At 69.2% G+C, this 15996-nt stretch carries 17 protein-coding genes and 8 pseudogenes; 17 read left to right on the top strand and 8 right to left on the bottom strand.

Annotated elements, in window-relative coordinates:
• Nucleotides 1-53: 53 nt before the first annotated feature.
• Together OHA81_RS31805 and OHA81_RS31800 are read left to right on the top strand one after the other, a co-directional pair.
• Nucleotides 54-236, top strand: a pseudogene (locus OHA81_RS31805) (sulfatase-like hydrolase/transferase); the annotation flags it as partial.
• 73 nt (nt 237-309) lie between these two features.
• Nucleotides 310-1104, top strand: a complete 795-nt coding sequence (locus tag OHA81_RS31800; RefSeq protein WP_329201692.1) for a sulfatase/phosphatase domain-containing protein — start codon at nt 310-312, stop codon at nt 1102-1104.
• Between the two features lie 204 nt (nt 1105-1308).
• Here OHA81_RS31800 and OHA81_RS31795 read toward each other — a convergent pair whose 3' ends face one another.
• A complete protein-coding gene (locus OHA81_RS31795; RefSeq protein ID WP_329201690.1) occupies nt 1309-1506 on the bottom strand; it encodes a hypothetical protein in 198 nt (65 codons plus the stop codon).
• Between the two features lie 529 nt (nt 1507-2035).
• Here OHA81_RS31795 and OHA81_RS31790 point away from each other — a divergent pair.
• From OHA81_RS31790 to OHA81_RS31780, 3 genes and pseudogenes are all read left to right on the top strand, one after another.
• Nucleotides 2036-2623, top strand: a pseudogene (locus tag OHA81_RS31790) (IS701 family transposase); the annotation flags it as partial.
• A 185-nt stretch (nt 2624-2808) separates the two neighbouring features.
• A complete protein-coding gene (locus OHA81_RS31785) occupies nt 2809-2976 on the top strand; it encodes a hypothetical protein (RefSeq protein ID WP_329201688.1) in 168 nt (55 codons plus the stop codon).
• Nucleotides 2977-3186: 210 nt separating this feature from the next.
• A complete protein-coding gene (locus OHA81_RS31780) occupies nt 3187-3996 on the top strand; it encodes an IS5 family transposase (protein WP_329202638.1) in 810 nt (269 codons plus the stop codon).
• A gap of 33 nt (nt 3997-4029) precedes the next feature.
• Here OHA81_RS31780 and OHA81_RS31775 read toward each other — a convergent pair whose 3' ends face one another.
• On the bottom strand, nt 4030-4512 hold the full coding sequence (locus OHA81_RS31775) for a hypothetical protein (protein WP_329201592.1): 483 nt from the start codon (nt 4510-4512) through the stop codon (nt 4030-4032).
• 92 nt (nt 4513-4604) lie between these two features.
• On the opposite strand from OHA81_RS31775, the pseudogene OHA81_RS31770 reads away from it, so the two are divergent.
• The 3 genes and pseudogenes from OHA81_RS31770 to OHA81_RS31760 form a co-directional block, all read left to right on the top strand.
• Nucleotides 4605-5087, top strand: a pseudogene (locus tag OHA81_RS31770) (IS256 family transposase); the annotation flags it as partial.
• 82 nt (nt 5088-5169) lie between these two features.
• Nucleotides 5170-5978 (top strand): IS5 family transposase gene (locus tag OHA81_RS31765; protein ID WP_329201686.1). Its coding sequence is split into 2 segments (ribosomal slippage): nt 5170-5487 and nt 5490-5978, totalling 807 coding nucleotides; the frame shifts between segments, so codons are not numbered across the junction.
• Nucleotides 5979-5980: 2 nt separating this feature from the next.
• A pseudogene (locus OHA81_RS31760) lies at nt 5981-6103 on the top strand (IS256 family transposase); the annotation flags it as partial.
• A gap of 122 nt (nt 6104-6225) precedes the next feature.
• Here OHA81_RS31760 and OHA81_RS31755 read toward each other — a convergent pair.
• Nucleotides 6226-6540, bottom strand: coding sequence for a hypothetical protein (locus tag OHA81_RS31755; RefSeq protein ID WP_329201682.1), 315 nt, complete (start codon nt 6538-6540; stop codon nt 6226-6228).
• A 417-nt stretch (nt 6541-6957) separates the two neighbouring features.
• Nucleotides 6958-7416 (bottom strand): MarR family winged helix-turn-helix transcriptional regulator, encoded by a 459-nt coding sequence (locus tag OHA81_RS31750; protein WP_329201680.1) that lies wholly within the window; start codon nt 7414-7416, stop codon nt 6958-6960.
• Nucleotides 7417-7532: 116 nt separating this feature from the next.
• On the opposite strand from OHA81_RS31750, the gene OHA81_RS31745 reads away from it, so the two are divergent.
• The 4 genes and pseudogenes from OHA81_RS31745 to OHA81_RS31730 all read left to right on the top strand — a co-directional run bounded on the left by OHA81_RS31745 (nt 7533) and on the right by OHA81_RS31730 (nt 9955).
• On the top strand, nt 7533-7952 hold the full coding sequence (locus OHA81_RS31745) for a DUF1398 family protein (protein WP_329201679.1): 420 nt from the start codon (nt 7533-7535) through the stop codon (nt 7950-7952).
• Between the two features lie 155 nt (nt 7953-8107).
• Nucleotides 8108-8563 (top strand): DUF7134 domain-containing protein, encoded by a 456-nt coding sequence (locus OHA81_RS31740; RefSeq protein ID WP_329201677.1) that lies wholly within the window; start codon nt 8108-8110, stop codon nt 8561-8563.
• Between the two features lie 9 nt (nt 8564-8572).
• Entirely contained in the window at nt 8573-9289 is a 717-nt protein-coding gene (locus tag OHA81_RS31735) for a sensor histidine kinase (RefSeq protein WP_329201675.1), read from the top strand.
• A pseudogene (locus OHA81_RS31730) lies at nt 9286-9955 on the top strand (response regulator). The gene OHA81_RS31735 and the pseudogene OHA81_RS31730 overlap by 4 nt, the downstream one beginning before the upstream one ends.
• Here the strand turns inward: OHA81_RS31730 and OHA81_RS31725 are convergent.
• Nucleotides 9947-10190, bottom strand: a pseudogene (locus OHA81_RS31725) (MFS transporter); the annotation flags it as partial. The pseudogenes OHA81_RS31730 and OHA81_RS31725 sit on opposite strands and share 9 nt — an antisense overlap.
• Before the next feature lie 273 nt (nt 10191-10463).
• On the opposite strand from OHA81_RS31725, the gene OHA81_RS31720 reads away from it, so the two are divergent.
• The 3 genes and pseudogenes from OHA81_RS31720 (at nt 10464) to OHA81_RS31710 (ending at nt 11967) form a co-directional block, all read left to right on the top strand.
• On the top strand, nt 10464-10661 hold the full coding sequence (locus OHA81_RS31720) for a hypothetical protein (protein ID WP_329201674.1): 198 nt from the start codon (nt 10464-10466) through the stop codon (nt 10659-10661).
• 65 nt (nt 10662-10726) lie between these two features.
• A pseudogene (locus OHA81_RS31715) lies at nt 10727-10854 on the top strand (IS5/IS1182 family transposase); the annotation flags it as partial.
• 276 nt (nt 10855-11130) lie between these two features.
• Entirely contained in the window at nt 11131-11967 is an 837-nt protein-coding gene (locus tag OHA81_RS31710; RefSeq protein ID WP_329201672.1) for an MBL fold metallo-hydrolase, read from the top strand.
• Between the two features lie 212 nt (nt 11968-12179).
• Here the strand turns inward: OHA81_RS31710 and OHA81_RS31705 are convergent.
• A pseudogene (locus OHA81_RS31705) lies at nt 12180-12500 on the bottom strand (SDR family oxidoreductase); the annotation flags it as partial.
• 212 nt (nt 12501-12712) lie between these two features.
• Here OHA81_RS31705 and OHA81_RS31700 point away from each other — a divergent pair.
• The gene (locus OHA81_RS31700; protein ID WP_329201670.1) at nt 12713-12853 is read left to right on the top strand and encodes a hypothetical protein; all 141 of its coding nucleotides are present in this window, start codon (nt 12713-12715) and stop codon (nt 12851-12853) included.
• Nucleotides 12854-13203: 350 nt separating this feature from the next.
• Here OHA81_RS31700 and OHA81_RS31695 read toward each other — a convergent pair whose 3' ends face one another.
• Together OHA81_RS31695 and OHA81_RS31690 are read right to left on the bottom strand one after the other, a co-directional pair.
• Complete coding sequence (locus tag OHA81_RS31695) at nt 13204-13710, bottom strand: RICIN domain-containing protein (protein WP_329201668.1); 507 nt, start codon at nt 13708-13710, stop codon at nt 13204-13206.
• A gap of 290 nt (nt 13711-14000) precedes the next feature.
• Nucleotides 14001-14210 (bottom strand): cold-shock protein, encoded by a 210-nt coding sequence (locus OHA81_RS31690; protein WP_329201665.1) that lies wholly within the window; start codon nt 14208-14210, stop codon nt 14001-14003.
• A 651-nt stretch (nt 14211-14861) separates the two neighbouring features.
• Here OHA81_RS31690 and OHA81_RS31685 point away from each other — a divergent pair.
• A complete protein-coding gene (locus OHA81_RS31685; protein WP_329201663.1) occupies nt 14862-15962 on the top strand; it encodes a hypothetical protein in 1101 nt (366 codons plus the stop codon).
• The last annotated feature ends 34 nt before the right edge of the window (nt 15963-15996 follow it).

Genomic DNA, 15996 nt, shown 5'->3' with positions numbered 1-15996 from the left:
GAATGGCACCGACGACCGGCCCCCGCCGGATACCGGGAACGGTATGAGGGACGATGGCTGCCACCCGACCTCGCGGCTCTGTCCCCCGCCGCTCCGAACGGTGGGGCACACCGGTACCAGGGGGCTACCTCGGGCAGATCAAACGCGTAGACGAGGGGGTGGGGCGCTTGCGGGACGCGCTTCGCGGCCTGGGTACCGAGGATCGCACGGTGTTGGCCTGGACTGCCGACCACGGCTCACATTTCCGGACCCCGCAACCAGGAGTACAAACGGTCGGCGCACGACGCGTCCGTGCGAGTGCCCCTGGCCATGATCGGGCCCGGTTTCACGGGCGGTGGGCGGGTGCACCGGCCGGTGAGCACCGTGGACCTGGCACCCACCCTGATCGAGGCGGCGGGTCTGAGTGTGCCCGCGTCCATGCAGGGCCGGTCGCTACTGCCCCTGGTCGGGGGCGGCTCCGAGGCGGACCGCCCGGGCGAGGTGTTCTTCCAGATCAGCGAATCGCACGAGTTGGAGCACCTGGCCGGACTGGCGTCACACCGGGAGGTCGCCGACCGTCTTCGGGTCGCCCTCGCGCCCTGGAGGGACCGGGCGGGCGAGGAGAAGACAGTGATCGAGGCGGCGGCTGAACGTGTCCTGGACGGACGTTCGCCGCACTCCCCCGTCGCCGCTCTGCCGTGGGAGACGCTACCGTTCGCGCACCGCCAACCGGCGTCGGACCAAGAAGATCAGCTCCTGCGCCTGGCTGATCACGCCCTGGGACTGGCCACCCGTCCGACTCCGCCGTGCCTCGTCAGGGGGTGCGCCGCACCGGCCCCACTCGCATGGTGTTCCTCGGGCTCCGGACCGCCTGATCGATCACCTTCTTGTCGATTCGCGCGGCGGCTGTACCGCGCCCACCTACGGTCGTTGTCCGGGCCACGGTCGCACTCACTCCTGTGCAACAGCCAGGGACGGACATCCGAGCCGCATAGGGGCGGGACGACATCATCGAGGTCGGACAGAAAACAGAAAGTCCTCACTCACGCAAACCTCGCGGAACCCGTCGAACGCGTGGAGCCTACGTCGCCTGTCCTGCGCCGACGGCCGGCAAACAGCGACTGACCGAGGCGGCGGTAACCACGCGGTTCGGTCCCGGCGCTCGGCGTGCGGAAGGCCACATCGCAGGTGTGGAGCGCGTGCCCGGCGCCGACCACCAACCAAGATCCCGCCCCGCAGCATGAGCGGGACGGGATCGGAGCGTTCGGGCATCAACATGAGCGCACCATGGCGTCGTCCAGCGGCGCCCTTAGGTGTACGCGTGACGTACTACGGGTGGTCGGGCTGCTGCTCAGGCGGTACGGCGCCACCCGCGCCGCCACCCTTGGCTCCCTTGTCCGTGCCATGCGGGCGGGCACCCTTGGTTCCCTTCTTCGGCACTTGCGATGCCTTGAGTGATCCAGCGTTCTCGGGCGTCGAACCGCCCTTGCCGCTGCGCCGCATCTCCGGTTGCTGTGGGTTCGCCATCGTTTCCTCCTCCTACCGGTTTCGACGTAGGTCCGTGCGCTGCGCCTACCCCCACGCCGGCGTTCTCATCCGCGGCCCGGCCCGGCCCCCCACCGTCGGCGCCGCCGCTGCTGTGCCCGCCGTGGCCGGACGCCCACACCGGCGACGGGCGCCATGGGGGCGCGCTTCACCTCCCCACACCGGCGCCCGCCTTCCTGACTGCGACATCGGGTCAGGCGTCTTCCGATTGGCCCGGTGCCTGCGCCTCCTCACCCTGCGTTCCCTTCATCCCCCCGCCCGTGTGTCCGGAACTCCGACCGTGCCCGCCTTATGGCGTCCGACCGCTGCGCTCCTCCTCCGGAGTGACGTCTTTCTCACCGGTCACACGCTCCAGTGGTGACTCGCTGTTTGCTGTCATCCCTATGTCCGGTATCCCGCATGCCTCCGAAGCTCACTCTCGTTCGCGCACAGCCCGACCGGGGGCCGACGGCCTAGTAGTGCTTTGTCAGCTGGTCTTGTCACGGTCGGTGTTCGGTAGTTCGCTGGTTGTATGAGGGCTGGGGAACTTACAGCGTGTCGGGTCCGGTTGGAGGAGTTCGTCTCGGAGGTGTTCGCGCCGTTGGTGCGGCGGGATCAGCGGGTCAAGGGCGGCCTGTATCTGCGGGGCTTGTTGCTGGACGGCCGGCGGAAGTCGATGCAGCCGATGGCCGAGCGCCTCGGGATCGACCATCAGCAGTTGCAGCAGTTCATGACGTCCTCGACCTGGCCCGTTCGGGAGGTGCGGGCCCGGCTGGCGTGGCGGGCCGTGCGGGCGGTGCGGCCGCAGCTGTGGGTGGTGGACGACACCGGCTTCCCCAAGGACGGCAAGGCGTCCGCGGGGGTGACCCGGCAGTATTCCGGGACTGGGGAAGGTCGGCAACTGCCAGATCGGTGTCAGCGTCCACGCCGCCTCCGACACCGCCTCATGCCCGCTGGCCTGGCGTTTGTTCCTGCCCGCCGCCTGGGACGGGTCCGACGCCGAGGCCCGCCGACGGGCCTGCCGATCCCCGAGACCGAACACCACCGGCCGAAGTGGCAGCTCGCCCTGGACATGCTCGACGAACTCGCCGCAACCGGTAATCCCGCCGCACTAACGGCGCGAACACCTCCGAGACGAACTCCTCCCAACCGGACCCGCACCGCAGCAAGTTCCCCAGCCCTCATACAACCAGCGAACTACCGATCACAAGCCGTCACAAGACCAGCTAACAAGGCACTACCAGTACTGCAACGGTCGGGACTGTAAATCGTTCCGTGTAACTGCTGACCAAGGAAGATGCATCGATGACCCGTGACAACGTGACCGAGGCCGAATCCGCCCAGGCGTCTGAGCCGCAGCCGGCGAAGGCGGTGGATGACCAGCTGATCGACGAGTTGGGTGGGCCGGGCTCAGAAGCCGTATTCATACCGGTCATCGAGTGTGGGGATCGAACAGGGATCCTGATCGGATGATCTCGGAGGGGTCCAAGCATGAGGACAGGGCCTCGTGGCGATTCGGAAGGTGTTGAAGTCTCACCGAGCGCCAGGAGGCCCTGCTTGTCGCAGTTGTACGCGGTTGAGGTCCCGGAGTTCAACTCGTTCGTCGTGTCGTGCGATTGCCTCGCGCACAAGTTCGGGAACGCGGCGGACCAGCCGGAGCGGGTGCGGCGCTATCCGTCGGACATGACGGACCCGGAGTGGGCGGTGGTGCGGCCCCTGCTGCCGGTGCCGGCCTGGCTGGAGGGCAGGGGCGGCCGCCCGGAGGGCTACTGCCACCGCCAGATACTCGACGCAGTGCGCTACGTCGTCGACAACGGCGTCAAGTGGCGCTCGGTGCCTGCCGACTTCCCACCCTGGGACCGCGTCTACGCCTTCTTCCGCCGCTGGCGCCGCCAGGGCCTGGACGCGGAGTTCCACGACCGGCTGCGGGGAAATGTCCGCGTCAGCGAGGGGCGGGCGGCCGAGCCGACCGCCGGCATCATCGACTCGCAGTCGGTTCGGGCCGCCAGCTCGGTGCCGGCCGCCACGCGCGGTTACGACGGCGGGAAGAAGGTTCCGGGCCGCAAGCGGCACGTGATCACGGACTGTCTCGGCCTGCTGCTGGTCGTCGCGGTCACGGCGGCGAACGTGGGCGACCGCGAGGCCGCCGTGCCCCTCCTGGAAGGGGTCAGGGGCGCACATCGCTCGCTCCGTATGGTCTGGGCGGACGGCGGTTACACCGGCATGCTCGTCGACTGGGCCAGGGAGAAACTCCACCTCACCCTGGAGATCGTCAAGCGCAGTGACGAACCGCGATTCGTGGTGCTGCCCAGGCGGTGGGTGGTGGAGAGGACGCTGAGCTGGCTGATGCGCTCACGCCGTCTGGTCCGTGACTACGAGACGCTGCCCGCCACCAGCCAGTCCATGATCCTGTGGTCGATGACCATGCTCATGAGCCGCCGCCTCGCCCGCCGCACCCGCACACCGGGCACGGCGATGTCCCTGGCAGCCTGAACCACGCCGTCACGCCGTCACGCCGTCACGCCGTCACGCCGTCAGGATGCCGAACTCCCCGGACTGGTGCCGGGTGATCCACCCGCGCTCGGCCAGGCGTTTCGCCTGCGAACGCACTCCTTCGATCTTCGCCGGCACCACGTCCAGGCCCAATGCCACCGCGAGATCCTTGGCCCGCACCTTGTTCCGGCCCGCAGCCGCCTCGCTCTCCAGCACCGAGATGATCCGCTGATAGTCCGGCGCGAGGACCGCCCTGGCCAGCCGCCCACTTTGGTGGGGAACCGGCGATCCCGCCACCGCCGCGGCCACAGCGGCGCCCTCCACCGCGACCACGGCACGGCCGGCCGGCTCGGCCAGCACCTCCACCACCGCTTCCCGGGCGATGACCAACCGCTCCAGCACCCGCTCGGCCTCCTCCAGCACGGCCGCGGCCCGGACCGTTTCCTCCCGCGCCCGCTCAACCGCCTCCCGCGCGGCCGACTCCTTCGCCTCCAACAAACCGAGCACCGACGCCACCAGCCACCCCTACCGATCAAGAAGCAACCCGACGCCACAACACTCCCTCACCGCGCCCGAATCCACTCCTGACCAGCGGAAACTCAAAAGTCATGACCGGAAAGACAACGGCTTCTCAGGCCCAGGACCTACAGCTGACCGGCGAGGGCGGGCTGCTGCAGCAGTTGAGGACCACGATCACCGACAAGGTCATGGACGGGATGGCCGAATGGCAGAACCGGCCCCTCGATCCGGTGGTCTTCATCGATGCGATCCACGTGAAGATCCGCGACGGCGCGGTGGCGAACCGGCCCATCTACGTGGCCTTGGCCGTCCCTACGGAGGGCCGCCGCGACATCCTCGGGCTCTGGGCCGGCGACGGCAGCGAGGGTGCCAAGCACTGGAAGCAGATCCTCACCGAGATCAAGAACCGCGGCGTGAACGACGCCCTCATGCTGGTTTGTGACGGCCTCAAGGGCCTGCCCGACGCGGTCGAGACCGTCTGGCCCAGGACGATCGTCCAGACCTGCGTGGTTCACCTGCGGCGGAACTCCTTTCGCTATGCCGCCCGCCAGGACTGGGACAAGATCGCGAAGATTCTTAGAGCTCGTAACAGGATCTTGATGAGATGGGCTGGTCGGCCGTGACCGGTGTGACGATTCGGCCGTTCGTGAGTGTGTGAGTACTCGGCCGTGGATCGTGGACGACGACTTGTGGGCATTGATCGAGCGGCTGCTGCCGTCCTGGCTGGAGAGGTCACCAGGGCCGCGGCCGGTAGCTGACCGTCTGTGTCTGCAAGGCATCCTGTACGTGCTCTGTAACGACATCGCCTGGCAACTCCTGCCTCCCGAGCTCGGATTCGGATCAGGGCAGACCTGTTGGCGCAGACTGGAGCGGTGGCAGCAAGCCGGGGTCTTCGACCAGCTGCACCGCATCCTGCTCGCCGAGCTGAACGCGGCCGGCCGCCTCGACTGGTCCAGGGCCTGCGTGGACGGCTCCCACATCCGCGCGAAAAAGGGGGCGCCGACACCGGTCCGTCGCCGGTCGACCGGCGGAAGACGGGCAGCAAACACCACCTGATCTGCGACGGCCGTGGTACCCCGCCGAAGGTCATCACGACCGCGGCGAACGTCAACGACGTCACCCAGACCCTCGCCCTGGTCGACGGCATCCCTCCCGTGGCGGGCCGGCCAGGCCGTCCCCGTAGACGTCCCGAGGCCCTGCTCGGCGACAAGGGATACGACTCCAACCCCAACCGCGATGAACTGCGCAAACGCCGGATCCTGCCCGTCATCTCCCGCAAGGGATCCCCGAACAACAAAGGCATGGGCAAGCTCCGCTATGTCGTCGAGCAGACCTTCGCCCTGCTCCACCACTTCAAACGACTTGCCGTCCGCTGGGAACGCCGCACGGAACTGCACGACGCCTTCGTCTCCCTCGCCTGCAGCCTCATCTGCTGGCGACGCCTCAACAAGCGCGACTCATGATCGTGTTACGAGCTCTTAAGCCCGTCTACACCGCGGCGATCGAAGAGGCCGCCTTCGGGCGATTTGCCGAGTTTGCCGACGCCTGGGGCAAGAAATATCCGGCGATCGTCCGGTTCTGGGAGAATCTGCCATCTGTCGTCACTCACTGGACTCCCCTCGCTACCCGTCATGAATGATTTCTACCTAACAGCGCGGTATGCGCCTTTCCCGCCTTCACGGTCTTCAGCACACCGAAGTTCGAGCCCGATCACGGGCGAGGATCGGTGCGCTGCCATCGGGGGCGCGAGTCCGCCCCACGGCGTCCGGCGACCACCGCGCAACGGCGGCACAGCCGTCGAACCTGGTCAGCCGAGCCTCCGGATTCGGGGATCGCATCCGTCCAGGAGACGTGAGAGAAGCGAGTCAGCTGGGAGCGGCTGAGGGAAAGGCCGCACACCGTCTCGTTGCGGCCCGGCTCCCATGCGTGGACCTCGCCGGCGGGAAGCCTGCGTCGGCCTTGCCCTTCGTCCTCGATCCACTGGCCCGTGGCGGCGACCGTGTACCTCTTGCGCGTTGTTGCCATGCCGTGCGGCTACCACGCCGACGGCCGAGCATGCGGACGAGCGGCAGCGCAGCGGAAGTGATGAGGTTCATCGCCTCGGCAACTCAACGGAGGTGCTTGGACGGACGGATGTGCACCGCGGCCGGTGGCCCGGTGGCAGAGGCGGCGCCTCGGCTCGACGCGCTCACGGTCGCCATCGACGCACGGCCCGGCGCAGCTCCCACCTGGCCGCCGAGGTGCACCGTCCCCCCGCTGACTTCGGCAGGGCGCAACGCATCGCACGGGGCGCGGGCGAGGTGATGTTCGGCCTGCTCGGTGTGAAAGGGTGTCGCGGCGACAACCCGTCCCGCCGATCGGGCAGGGCTACCGCGGTCACGTAGCCCCGCCGCCGGTTCCTGGTCCACCAGGACGGGCTGCCCGATGCGGTGTCGTCCACTTTCACGCGTCGTCCTCGTGCACGCTCGCGGCATCCGTCCAGGCGTCGGTCTGCCGGGTCAGCCGTCGCAGCAGGGCGCGTACGGCTGCCAGGTCGCACTCCGTCAGACCCTCGCCCACCGCCTGGTGTGCGGTGGCTGCCCGGGCGGTGATGGCGTTCAGCACCCGCTGCCCGGCGCCTGTCAGGGCGAGCAAAGGTGAGGTGCGGTGATCCGGGTTGTCCCGGAACTGCGCGAGACCATCGCGGACGAGCTCGTTGGCGATGCGCTGCACGCCCTGGCGGGCGACCCCGAGACGGCGCGCGGCTCGCGCCACCGGCAGGGGTTCCTCGCTGACCACGCTCATCAACTGCCAGCGGGCCTGTGTCTGACCCTCTGTTCCCGCCAGGGCCTCCCCCGCTCGGCGCAGTGCACCTGCGGCCTCATAGACGTCGGCCACGAGGAGTGCGAGTTCCTCCGCCATGCCTTGGTTCCACCTCCCATCCGACAACGTGTTGTCAATTCAGCATCATGATGTCATATTCAGTGGGTCACCTCCAAGGAGTACGCACTCCTCACCGAAACCATCAGGGAGACACCATGACCAGCGATGCGATCAGCCGCCTGCACGCCGCCATGGAACGCGGGGCGGCCGCCCGCCCCAAGGTCGGCGGCTTTCCCTATCTCGCCGAAAGCCTGCGCCAGGCCGGCGTGACCCATTGCCGCATGGCCGTCCCGTCCAACGCCTTCCTGTACCTGACCCGGCACGGCGACATCGTGGTCCAGGGCGAGCCGCTGGTCACCGGCTTCACGCTCGCACCGCAGTTCGATGAGGCGGCCGTAATCGCAGCGCTGCGTGCGGATCAAGCCGGTGAGACGACGTTCCACGAGTTCGTCCGCGGCTGCTGGAATGCGGGGATCGTCTGGTATGACGTCGACACTGCTACCCGCACCTGCACCTACTACGGCGCCAACGGCGACTCGTACACCGAGGACTACCCCTCCGTCACCCTCCCCTGAGGCGCAGAAAGGGGGCGGGGAGCTGGAGAGCAAGGCTGCGGTGATCCGGCCACGAACGCCCGCACTGCGGGAACAGACCGCGAACAGCGACCCCGCCACGGTCGCGCACCCCCCGGACCGGCCGGGCGGGGCGGCCCGCGCAGAAAGCGGGAACGATGGGCACGCGCGTCGAGCGCCTGGACTGGACGCGCAACGACGCACTGGTTGCGGTGGGAGCGGCGGCCAGTGACCTCACCGGCTTCTCCCTCAGCGCCCAGGCGGACGCTACCCCCTTCACGGTCGTCACCGCACTCCCGCTGGTCCTCGCCGCGCTGACCCTGCTCTTCCGCCGCCGCCACCCGGTCCTGGTGCTCACCGCCGTGCTCGCCCTTGGCCTGGTGGCGAACGTGATCACCCCGGCCTCGCCGCACTTCGGCCTCGCCCTGACCGTCGCCCTCTACACCGTGGCCCGCCGCTGTCGGCCCGCCGTGGTCGCCGTCGCGTCCCTGGCCACCGTGCCGCTGGTCGCCGTGGGCCTGGGCGGCGTCCTGCTCCCCACTACCCGGAACCTGGCCGCCAACGCGGTCGCATGCGCCCTGGTCGTCGGCGCCGCGATCGTCATCAACCGCTGACAGCGCGAGGTGGACGCCAACCGGCTGCCACTGGCCGACCGGGCGGTGGCCCAGGAGCGGCGCCGGATAGCCCGAGAGCTCCACGACATCGTCGCCCACCACATCACCACCATGCAGCTGATGGCCGGCGGCGCCCGCGCCAACTTGGCGCACGACCCCGACGCGGCCCGCGAGGCCCTGGTCATCCTGGAGGACTCCGGCCGGATGGCCCTCGGCGGAATGCGCCAGCTCCTCGACGTCCTGCGGGCCGGCGAGGAGACGGAAACGGGGCCGCCCGCCCCGCAGCCCGGGACCGCCGACCTCCACCGGATCGTCACCGAGTCCCGGCTGGCCGGCATGGACACCGAGTTCACCGTGCACGGCGCCGCCCGCCCGCTCCCGCCCACCGTCGCGCTGACGGTGTTCCGGGTGGTGCAGGAGTCCCTGACCAACGCCCGCAAGCACGCCGGGAACGCCGGCGCCCGGGTCCGGCTGACGTACCTTCCGCAGGAGGTCGCCGTCGAGGTGTGCGACGACGGCCCCGGCGACGGGCCGCCGCGTCGCTCGACCGCATGGCACCCGGGTCGCGGCGGGTACGGTCTGATCGGGATGCGCGAACACGTCGCCCTGCATGGCGGCACCCTGGAAGCCGCCCCACGCAAGGGCGGCGGCTTCCGCGTCGCGGCCCGCCTCCCGGCCGCCGCCGGAGCCCCGGACGGGACACGAGGAGAGGACCATCACCGATGATCCGCGTACTGATCGCCGACGACCAGCCCCTGGTGCGGCGCGGCCTGAGCCTGATCCTGGCGCCCCACCCGGACATCGAGGTCGTCGGCGAGGCCGGCGACGGAGCCGAGGCGGTGACGCTGGCCCAGGAGCTCCACCCCGACGTGGTGGCCATGGACATCCGCATGCCGGTCATGGACGGGGTCCGCGCCACCGGTGAACTGGCTCTCGTCCGGCCCGGCTGCCGCGTCCTGGCGTTGAGCACCTTCGACATGGACGAATACGTGGTCGCCGCCCTGCGCGCCGGCGCCTACGGCTTCCTGTCCAAGGACGTCTCGCCCGAGGAGCTGATCGCCGCCGTCCGCACCGTCCACACCGCACCGGGGAGGCCGCCGTCGCCCCGAGGCTCCTGACCCGGCTGATCTCCACCTACGTACGGACCGCGGCGCGCGAACCCCGGCCCGCCCCCGCCGCCCCGCCGGACTCACCCCGCGCGAGCTGGAGATCTGGCGGCTGCTCGCCTCCGGACTCGACAACACCGAGATCGCCGCGGAACTGGACATCAGCGTCTCCACCGTCAAGAACCACATCACTGGCGTCTTCGGCAAGCTGCGCGTCCGCGACCGGGCGCAGGCGGTCATCGCGGCGTACGAGTCGGGTCTGGTCAACGCCGAACGCAGGAGCTGACCTGCCGGCGATCGTCGAGCGGCCCAGGGCGATCAGCATGTCGCCCGCGCCCGCCGCCGCCAGGCACACCACACCAGCCAACCGTTCCCGGACCAGCCCGCCGCGGCGATGGCCAGAACCCACGCGGCCGCCCCGAATACCAGCAGCAGCCCGTGCCGGCGCACCGCGACACCCAGCCACTGGTCAGCCCCAGCGCCCATTCGGCACCGAGCTCGTCCACGAGGAAGGCGAACAACAGGGTCTCTCAGGCGCTGCGAGGCCCTTTGGCGGCAGTCCCGACACCCTCTACAACCACATCCGAGGACTCCGCGCCGGCCGCATCCCGGGACAGCTCACCGCTATCTGACCGCTCCCGCTACTGGTCGTTCCGATCCTCCCCGGAGGCCTGGTGGGCGCATCATCGTGTTCCGCCCGAAGCGGAGGGCTGCGTGCAGCCGACGCCGAGGCTTGGGAAGCGCTGACAGAGCCATTCCACCACTTCCGACGTGCCACAGCCTCGTGGGGAACGATGCCCGCCCCGGACCGAGACACCGACAGCCTTTGCGACGGCTGGTTCGAGAAGAGCAGCAACGAGGGGTTCAAGGCCGACCTCATCGCGTTCGACGTCCCCGAAGGAGGGGCCCCGGTCCGGATCGGGCGTACTCGGACCGGCACCGTGGCCTCGATCATCGTGCCAGGCCAAATGGCCACGACCCCTCTGGCCTGAGCTTGGCGTTCAGTAGCCGTTGCCGCATTGTGAGGTTCGCTTGGCGGTCGAACGAGGGTTCCCGGTCCCGGGCACCGGTCGAACGAGGCATGGCACGACTGAAATCCTGGCAGATCTTCCGTAGATCCCGCATCAGCCCCAACCGCATGACCTCATCGCCAAAGCCGTACTCACCCTGGAGCGGCATCGCTGAAAACGCTCAATAAGGCCTCGCACCATGACCGACCCCTCCACCGCCCCAGGAGGGCCGGCCGGCGCACACCCGATGCCCTGTCACTCGCCCCGGCGTGACTGCCTGCCTCCGGTTGGCCACCCTGCGCGTCACAGTTGGCCACAGGGCAGTTTCGTTCTCTCGGCGGTCGTTCTGGCCCTGGTGCCGTGGCCGGATGCGGTGCCAGCGGGGACGGACCGATGATGGAGGGGTAGGCCGCGACACAATCACCGTCCTGGGGGGACATGGAGATGTGACATGCCGGTGCACAAGGTCCGCCCGGACATCAGCGTCCTGAACGACAGCATTGAAGTGCCGGGGATCGGGTACCTCCCGGTGAACGCCTTCGTACTGCTCGCCTCGCAGCCGGTCGTCATCGACACCGGACTCGGGCTGCCGGACCGGAATTTCTTGGAGGTGGTCGGTTCCGTGCTGGATCCGGCCGATGTGCGATGGATCTGGCTGACGCACCCGGATCGTGATCACACGGGTGGGATCTTCGACCTGCTGGCCGCGGCGCCCGAGGCGCGTGTCGTGACCACGTTCCTGTCTGCCGGGTTTCTGTCCTGTGAGCGGCCGCTGCCGCTCGATCGTCTGTATCTGCTCAATCCGGGCCAGACACTGGATGTCGGCGACCGTACCCTCACGGGGTTCAGGCCGCCACTGTTCGACAACCCGGCCACAGTCGGCCTCTTCGACGACCGGTCAGGGGTCTGCTTCAGCTCTGACTGCTTCGGTGGGCCGATGTCCAGTGTCGAACTGGCATACGCCGATGACGTCGGTGCGGTCGGCGTGGAGGAGTTGCGGGCCGCGCAGTTGCTGTGGGCCACGGTCGACAGTCCGTGGGTGCACAACGTGGATGTCCACAAGTTCCTCGCCACCTTCCGGTCGCTGCGGGACAGGGACCCTGAGCTCGTCCTTTCCGCACATCTACCGCCGGCCCCGGGGATCACCAGGTCGATGATCGACACGCTGGGCTCTGCAGCCGGGGAATCGGCGTTCGTGGGGCCGGACCAGGCGGCACTGGAGCAAATACTGGCGGGGTTCGATCCGACCGATGTCGGGCACCAGCCTGCGCCCGGTAGCCCGGGATGACTCCGGCATCGCCTGGCCCTCCGCGTGGGGTCTTGGCGGCGGCATGCGGGTCTGTTGAGCCCCGGCGCTATGGCCAGCTGTGACGCTCAGAATGACCCTGAGGTGCTATCGAACCCGGTGTGACTGAGCGCGATGCTGGCGGCGCACGACAACTGCAATGCTTCCCGGGCGTCAGCGGGAACTGCTGTGCGGGCGATGGCACGTGTGGGCTGTTACGCGGCGGTGTAGCCGCCGTCGACGGGGAGGGCGATGCCGGTGATGTAGCTGGCGCCGTCGCTGCACAGCCACAGGACGGCTTGGGCGATCTCGTCGGCGGTGCCCAGCCGGTCGATGGCCTGGCCGGCTTCGGCCTGGCTGCGGTCGGGTTCTCCGCCATCGACCATCGGGGTGGTGCCGGGGCAGACGGCGTTGAATCGGACGCCGCGGGAGCCGTATTCGAGGGCGGCGCTCTTGGTCAGACCGATGACGCCGTGCTTGGTGGCGTGGTAGGCGGCGCGGCCAGAATTGCCGACGAGGCCGCCGAGGCTGGAACACCGGTGCGGTTCCAGAGCGGACCCTGCGGGTCCAAACAGGCCGCATTTGCGCTTCTCCCCACAAAAGCTCTCAATCCAGCCTCGCACCCCCAGCGGCCTCTCCACCGCCCCAGGAGGGCCGGCCGGGCGCACACCGACATCCAACGCCGCCCCCTGCAGCCGGCCGCCCGCGCACGGCTGTGACGGCGAAGGCAGTGGGGCGTTGTTGTGGCATGGACGAAGACTTCGTCGATGGCGCGGGCGAGACCCGGCTCAAGCTGCTCACCGAGGACGAGGCCAGAGCGGTCATGATGCTCCTGGGTGCCACGGCCGCGTCCAGACGCAGGCGCACGTACCGGATCGGATGCCGGTAGACGCCGCCCCGCTCAACGGATGTGTACAACATGATCTCCGCGACGAGATCTGGCTGAACGCGGGTGGTGTCGAGGCGCGGGTGCCCCACGCCGAGGTGAACCTCGTGCCGGTCCAGGCATGGCCGGGGCCGGCCGGGGTCAGGTGCTCGGCGAGCTGGAGGGCGGCACCGGGCCGCAGCGGGACCGTGCGGCCGACGGGGCGGAGGCGGCCGGTCAGGTCGTGACGGGCCGAGGATGAGGAGTTGGGGGGTGGGTGAGGGTGCCGGTGATCGAGCCTTCTCACTGGCCGTGTGAGTGGCAGGCGGGGCCGGGGAGCCCGGGGAATGCCCTGGGCTCCCCTGGGGGTTGCGTCAGCCGAGGCGGAAGTGCTGGTTGGCTCCTTCGACGCAGTCCCACTGGACGAGCGCGGCGTCGTTCTGTGTGCTCACGCCGGCCACGGACAGGCATTTGCCGCTGTGCCGGGCCTCGATGGAGAAGTAGCCGCTGTCCTTCTGGACCAGCCGCCACTCCTGATTCGTGGCGTTCACGCAGTCCCACTGAACCACCGTGGCGTTGTTCTGGACGCTCGCGCCGCTGACCGACAGGCACTTGCCGCTGTTCACGGCGGCCACCGTGTAGTAGCCGGCAGTGGTAGCCACCAGCTTCCACTGCTGATTCGGAGCGTCCAGGCAGTCCCACTGCACCGCGGCCGCGCCATTGGCGGTGCCGGCACCCGCTACCGATACGCACTTCTGGCTGTTGCGGGCCACCAGCTGGGCGGTGAACGTGGCGCCGAACGCGGTGGGAGCCTGCACGAAGGCGAGCAGACCCGCAGCCACGAAGGTGGTCGTGGTCGCTGTCAGGCGGGGGAACTTCACGGTGCCTCCAGGAAGCAGAACGAACTGACAGTCACCAGTGGTAGCGACTCCGGCTACATAACGTAAGAAGTCAAGTCCATACGACACCTGAACGTATGAAATGCGGACGGAACCGGATTAGTCAGCCCGATCCCCCAGCCGTGGGCGAAGGATCGATCCTCCAGGACGTAGGCAGCTTCGATCCGGGCCGACCAGTCTCCGGTGAAAACGCGCCACCTTTGGTGCGACGGGACACTCACCGCAGGTGTGGTCGGGTAACCGGATCACAGGGCGCGGTTCAGGCGGGGTCTTTAGATGACCTGCACCTCCTCCGCCTGCATGCCCTTCTGCCCGCGGGTAGCGATGAAGGAGACCTGCTGGCCCTCCTTCAGGGACTTGAATCCGTCCGACTGGATGGCCTTGAAGTGCACGAAGAGGTCATCGCCACTCTGCGGCGTGATGAAGCCGAAGCCCTTCTCGTCGTTGAACCACTTCACGGTTCCGGTCTGCCGCTCGCTCATGTCCACCCCAGGGGAATCTTGACGGCCTCGTGCCGTCAGACTGATCTTGGTGCGCAAGCGTGGAGTGCAAACGCAGTTGTCGCTAAGAGCGAACATCGGCAGATCCCGCAGGACGATCGCCATATGGGTGAGAAGCAATCGGGCCGAGCACTGGCGGCCCAACTGAACTGCTCACAGCCATCGAGTCGAAGTTGGTACGAAGGCCGTCGCGGGTCCGGGCGGGCGGCGGGGCGTTCCAGAAGTGAGGCGGAGGCGCACGTACCGAATCGGATGCCGGTAGACGCCGCCGCGGTCGATGGAGGTGTCGGCGCTGATTTCCGCGACGAGGTCGGGCCGGACGAGGGTGGTGGTCGAGGACATCGCGGGTGCCCCATGCCGAGGAGTGCTTCGCACCGGTCCGTGGATGGCCGGGGCCGGCCGGGGTGGGGTGCTCAGCTCGCGCGCGGCGCGGCGCGGGGCGCAGCGGGATGGTGTGGCCGACGGGGCGGAGCCGGCCGTATGACTTCACCAGGGATGGGAGTTCCGTCGGGCGCTGAGGTGACGTGAGAGGTCCCGGGTCGTTGTGCAGTCATGATCAAAAATATGCTCGGAGCGGCTGTCCTCGTAAGCGCGGCCGCGGTGAGCGGTACTCAGGCCGTTCAGGCTCAACCCGTGGACGTCCACAGCGTGCAGCACACCAAGCGGTGGGAGCAGCCCGGACAGTGGGACTGGGTGGTGCCGCAGGGAGTCCGTGAGATCACTGTGTATTCCTGGGGCGCCGGCGGGGGCGGCGGCGGTGGCGGTGGAACAGGAGGTGCGGGCGGTGGCGGCGGAGGCGGGAACGGGGGAAGCTCGAACGCCGTGGGGACGGCCGGCGGTGGTGGCGGGGGCGGCGGCGGCAGTGCGGGTGGCGGCGGAGGCGCCGGCGCGAGCAGCGGCTCCTTCGTCCAGTGCCGGCTGTCTGTGTCGCCGGGGGAGAAGCTGCGGATCTTCGTCGGGGGCGGCGGGGCAAGCGGTGCGGGCGGATCCGGCGGGGCGGAGGGTACGTACGGAAAGGGTGGGAACAGCACGTTCGGCGGTGGAACCGACGGCACTGGTGGCACGGCAGGCGGCCCGGGACAGGCAGGAGGCCGCGCCTCGGGCTCGGGCATCGACGTCCGTGACGCGAGCAACAAGTTCCTGGAGTCGGTCGCGGGCGCGCCCGGAGGGATCGGCGGTGAGGCGGGGCGGCCCGGCAGCCCCGGCTCGGGCGGTGGGGGCGGCTACAACGGCACCGTCGCCGGCGGGGCCGGTGGCAAGGGTGGAGCCGGCGGCAAGGAAGGCGGCGCCGGCGGAACCGGCGTCGGAGGCAACCCACCCTCGGTAGAGCCCTGCGGCAAGTACGGCAAGAAGATCACAGCAGTCGACGGCAAGCCCGGGCAGCCCGGCGCCGCCGGCCTGCCCGGCAGCAGCGGGACCGACGGTGCCCACAACGAGAAGGGAGGCGTCAGCCGGCCCGGAAAGCACGGACAGGGCGGTCACTTCGGCGCCCTCGGCCCAGGCGGCGCCCCGGCCGAGGCAGGGGGCATGTCCTACGGCGCCGGCGGGAACGGCGGCGCAGGCGCGTACGGACACGAGGGCGGTGACGGCGGCCAGGGAGGCGAATGGGATCCCAACGTCGGCAACGCCAAGGGCGAGAAGTGGATCGGCCTGGACGGAAGGACCGGACTCACGGGCACCAAGGGCGGCGCAGGCGCCAAGGGCGGTGACGGAGCAGTCGTCATCACCTGGTGACACCCCCCGCGCCCGGGCTGGTCCTCACCAGCCC

It is taken from the genome of Streptomyces sp. NBC_00667, assembly GCF_036226825.1.
Taxonomy (GTDB): Bacteria; Actinomycetota; Actinomycetes; order Streptomycetales; family Streptomycetaceae; genus Streptomyces.
Note: the sequence above shows the minus strand (reverse complement) of the source record. Positions and strands in the feature narration are given on the sequence as shown.

What these genes read in the sequence shown, in the direction of transcription:
- OHA81_RS31800 (WP_329201692.1), top strand. Translation starts at nt 310, where the DNA reads ATGATCGGGCCCGGTTTCACGGGCGGTGGGCGGGTGCACCGGCCGGTG.
- OHA81_RS31795 (WP_329201690.1), bottom strand. Translation starts at nt 1,506, where the DNA reads ATGGCGAACCCACAGCAACCGGAGATGCGGCGCAGCGGCAAGGGCGGT.
- OHA81_RS31785 (WP_329201688.1), top strand. Translation starts at nt 2,809, where the DNA reads ATGACCCGTGACAACGTGACCGAGGCCGAATCCGCCCAGGCGTCTGAG.
- OHA81_RS31780 (WP_329202638.1), top strand. Translation starts at nt 3,187, where the DNA reads ATGACGGACCCGGAGTGGGCGGTGGTGCGGCCCCTGCTGCCGGTGCCG.
- OHA81_RS31755 (WP_329201682.1), bottom strand. Translation starts at nt 6,540, where the DNA reads ATGGCAACAACGCGCAAGAGGTACACGGTCGCCGCCACGGGCCAGTGG.
- OHA81_RS31750 (WP_329201680.1), bottom strand. Translation starts at nt 7,416, where the DNA reads ATGGCGGAGGAACTCGCACTCCTCGTGGCCGACGTCTATGAGGCCGCA.
- OHA81_RS31745 (WP_329201679.1), top strand. Translation starts at nt 7,533, where the DNA reads ATGACCAGCGATGCGATCAGCCGCCTGCACGCCGCCATGGAACGCGGG.
- OHA81_RS31740 (WP_329201677.1), top strand. Translation starts at nt 8,108, where the DNA reads ATGGGCACGCGCGTCGAGCGCCTGGACTGGACGCGCAACGACGCACTG.
- OHA81_RS31720 (WP_329201674.1), top strand. Translation starts at nt 10,464, where the DNA reads ATGCCCGCCCCGGACCGAGACACCGACAGCCTTTGCGACGGCTGGTTC.
- OHA81_RS31710 (WP_329201672.1), top strand. Translation starts at nt 11,131, where the DNA reads ATGCCGGTGCACAAGGTCCGCCCGGACATCAGCGTCCTGAACGACAGC.
- OHA81_RS31700 (WP_329201670.1), top strand. Translation starts at nt 12,713, where the DNA reads ATGGACGAAGACTTCGTCGATGGCGCGGGCGAGACCCGGCTCAAGCTG.
- OHA81_RS31690 (WP_329201665.1), bottom strand. Translation starts at nt 14,210, where the DNA reads ATGAGCGAGCGGCAGACCGGAACCGTGAAGTGGTTCAACGACGAGAAG.